A 3501-nucleotide genomic window follows, 5' to 3' on the forward strand; every position below is an offset into this window, starting at 1 on the left:
AGAGCGATACAGACTCTCCCGGCGGTTGTCAAACTGATGAAGAGTGGCTATCGGCTTCCGGCCGGGAGGCAATTCGTCAATCACCGACACGTCCAGGTCGCCATACAACGTCATGGCCAAGGTACGCGGAATGGGAGTGGCCGTCATTACCAACACATGAGGTGGCCGGACGCTTTTGCTCCACAGACGGGCTCGTTGCGCCACGCCGAAACGGTGCTGCTCGTCAATGACAGCAAAGCCTAAAGAACGGAAACGGACGGCATCTTCTATCAGTGCGTGCGTACCTACCAGAATCTGCACTTCGCCCGCCTCCAATCCGGCAAGAATCTTCTCGCGCCGCTTGCCCTTGACGGAACCTGTCAGCAACTCCACCCGTACATCCATGCCGAACAGGAAATTGCGGATGGTTTCCAGATGCTGGTTTGCCAAAATTTCGGTCGGTGCCATCAGGCAGGCCTGGTAGCCGTTGTCCAGGGCTATCAGCATACTCATCAGCGCCACCAGTGTCTTTCCGCTCCCCACATCGCCCTGAAGCAGGCGGTTCATCTGCCGGCCTGTCCCCATGTCACGACGGATTTCCTTCAGCACACGCTTTTGGGCATTGGTCAGTTCAAAAGGCAGGTTTTGATTATAGAAGGTATTGAAGATGTCGCCCACCTTCTCGAACACATATCCGCGATACTTCCGCTGCCTGTCCCTGGCATAGCGCAGGATGTTCAACTGGACATAGAAAAGTTCCTCAAACTTCAACCGGTATTGCGCCTTGCGCAGCAGGTCGGCATTGGCCGGAAAATGAATGTTGACCAGCGCTTCGGTCAGGGGCATCAAGTGGTGTTCGTGCAGTAACGCCGGAGTCAGCGTCTCGGGCAGAGGCTCCTTCAACATCTGTACCACCGTGTTCATCATCTTCTCGATGGAGTGGGAGTTGAGCATACTCCGCTTCATCTTCTCCGTCGTATTGTAATAGGGCTGCATACCCATGGAGGAGAGTTTCAGTTCGGACACCGGATCGATGTCCGGATGTGCCAGATTGATGCGCCCGTTGAACACAGTGGGCTTGCCGAACACGATGTACTCCTGATGCACCTTGTACTTGCCGATGATGTATTTGATGCCTTGGAACCAAATCAGATCCACCACCCCCGTCCCGTCCGAGAAATGGGCTATCAGCCTCCGCTGACGGCCTTCGCCTGCCGCCTCGAAGCTCAGGATTTCTCCTTTCAACTGGATATAGGGCATGTTGCCGTCCACTTCGTGAATGGAGTAGACGCGGCTGCGGTCAACGTATTTATAGGGGAAATAATACAATAAGTCGCGGAACGAATAAATGCCCAGTTCCTTGTTGAGTACCTGGGCACGCTGCGGACCGACACCGGACAAATACGTTATGTCACGAGAAGCTAAATCGAACATGAGCCCAACAAAGCCGAAGCTATCTTCAAGTCAAAAGGAGTGGTAATCTTGATGTTTTCCCGGTTGCCCGCCGTCAGGGTGACCGGCACGCCCAACGCTTCCACAACGGAGGCATCGTCTGTGAAACCGGGTGTGTAAAGTTGTTCGTAGGCCTGTTTCAGCAAGTCGGCATCGAACACCTGCGGTGTCTGCACCAGCTTGTAGTCATCGCGGGAAACCGTCACGCTGGCATCACCTTCCACATGACGGACTGTCTCCACAATATCCACCACGGGAATGACCGCCTTCTTCTCGGCAGCCAGCCGATAGCATCCGGCTATGACCTCACGCGAGACGAAAGGACGTACGCCGTCGTGTACCCCCACCAATCCGGGACCTTCGACCAATGCCAGCCCGTTCTTGACGGAATGGAAGCGGGTTTCTCCTCCGTCAGCCACCACATGGGGCACGGAAAAACGATGCTCGCCGCACAGCCCGGCCCAATAAGCCTGCTGGCTGTGCGGAAGCACCAGAATAATCTTCATCTCCGCATCGTAGGCATAAAAGGCCTCCAGGGTGCGCATCAGCACAGGCTTCCCCCCGATGGGAAGAAACTGCTTGGGCAACTCGCTACCCATGCGCAACCCCTTACCTCCCGCTACAATCAGAGCATAATTCATCACCGGTCTCAATTAACAGATTCAGCCGATGCACATGGCCTCCTTCAGTTCCTTCACCTTCTCTTCGCCGGCCAGCAGTCCTGCTACCGCCAGAGCAAACTCAATGGCGGCACCCGGTCCCTTGCCGGTAATGATGTTGCCGTCCTTCTCTACCAGCGCACCGGTATATTCAGCGCCTTCCAGGTATTGGTCGAAGCCCGGATAGCATGTAGCCTTCTTTCCCTTCAGCAGACCCAGCTTGCCCAAAATCATCGGTGCGGCACAGATGGCAGCTATCGGCTTGCCGGCAGCGGCAAACTCCAGTATCAGTCTGCGCAGGTCGGCACACTGTTCCAGTGTAGACGCACCAGGCATACCTCCCGGCAGCAAAACCAGCTCCGCATCGTAGAAATCGCAGTTTTCGATATTCTTGTCGCAAAGGACGGGAACTCCATGCGCTCCGGTCACTATCTCGCCGGAAGTCACCGTAATCATCTGCACCTTCAGCCCTGCACGCTTCAAGATATCTACCGATGCCAAGGCTTCCATTTCTTCAAAACCGTCAGCAAAAAAAACATAAACTGTACCCATAGTTCTCTCCTTCTATTTTAAGTTAAAATAATAAGTAATCGTCCCGGACTGGTTGTTCAAACCGCTCACCGCATTGAAGCGGGCCTTCTTGGCGGCATCCTCGGCAGCCTTCCGCAAGGCCGGATTCACGGTATTGGTCTGGCGGTTGATGCCCGTTGCTATGACACGGCCCGAAGGGTCCACCGTGATGTCCACCACCACTTTTCCTTCGTCCTGCACGTTATAGACCGGCCGGGGCAATCCGCCTTCTCCGATGGAGCGTCCGCCCAGATTGAATGTGCCATAGCCGCCGGTACCAGTGGTAGCGCCTGTCGGAGCATTGCCGGCCGGACTGCCCTGGACTCCCTGGCCTTCGGACGTACCTTTACTGCCCATCTGCGCCCCCTTGCCAAAGGCTCCGGCCACACGCCGGCGCGCGGCCTCTTCGGCCTCACGGCGTTCCTTCTCAGCCTTCGCCTCGGCCAGTTTGCGGGCTTCTTCCGCCTTCTCGGCTTCGGTCTTTTCAGGTTTGGCGACCTCCTTCTTCTTTTCCGTCTCCGCCTTGGGCTTGATGGTAATGGTCTCTTCGTCTTCCTGCGTAATCATTTCCTGCTCCACGGTTTCCTGCACCTGGGGCGACACTTCTTCGGGCATTACATCCACCTTCACCAGCGACGGGTCGGCCATGCCCAGCGCATCGGGCACTTCGCCCATCAGCACGGGCACGCCTTCCTCTTCCTCCTGTTCAGGCAAGGTGAAGCCCACCAGCAGCAAGAGAGCCACAAACGCCACATGCACCAGCAGCGCACCGGCCATTCCGATGTATTTCCCTTTTTTCTTCTGATCCACAGTGTTTATCTCGATTCGGGCGGGCGGGTAG

Annotated in this window: 4 protein-coding genes; all 4 read right to left on the reverse strand. The window is 56.1% G+C overall.

Annotated elements, in window-relative coordinates; genetic code table 11:
• On the reverse strand, positions 1–1413 hold a 1413-nt coding region (locus Q1Y74_RS13780; protein ID WP_300814866.1), incomplete at its 3' end, for an ATP-dependent DNA helicase RecG.
• Positions 1401–2075 carry a 2-C-methyl-D-erythritol 4-phosphate cytidylyltransferase gene (locus Q1Y74_RS13785; RefSeq protein ID WP_300814867.1) on the reverse strand — a complete coding sequence of 225 codons (675 nt, stop codon included), beginning with the start codon at positions 2073–2075 and terminating at the stop codon, positions 1401–1403. The genes Q1Y74_RS13785 and Q1Y74_RS13780, both read right to left, overlap by 13 nt.
• 18 nt (positions 2076–2093) lie before the next feature.
• Positions 2094–2642, reverse strand: a complete 549-nt coding sequence (locus Q1Y74_RS13790; protein WP_300814868.1) for a DJ-1 family glyoxalase III — start codon at positions 2640–2642, stop codon at positions 2094–2096.
• A 12-nt stretch (positions 2643–2654) separates the two neighbouring features.
• On the reverse strand, positions 2655–3470 hold the full coding sequence (locus Q1Y74_RS13795; RefSeq protein WP_300814869.1) for a TonB family protein: 816 nt from the start codon (positions 3468–3470) through the stop codon (positions 2655–2657).
• Positions 3471–3501 lie beyond the last annotated feature (31 nt).

This window comes from uncultured Bacteroides sp., from assembly GCF_949298305.1.
In the GTDB taxonomy this organism is placed as follows: Bacteria; Bacteroidota; Bacteroidia; order Bacteroidales; family Bacteroidaceae; genus Bacteroides.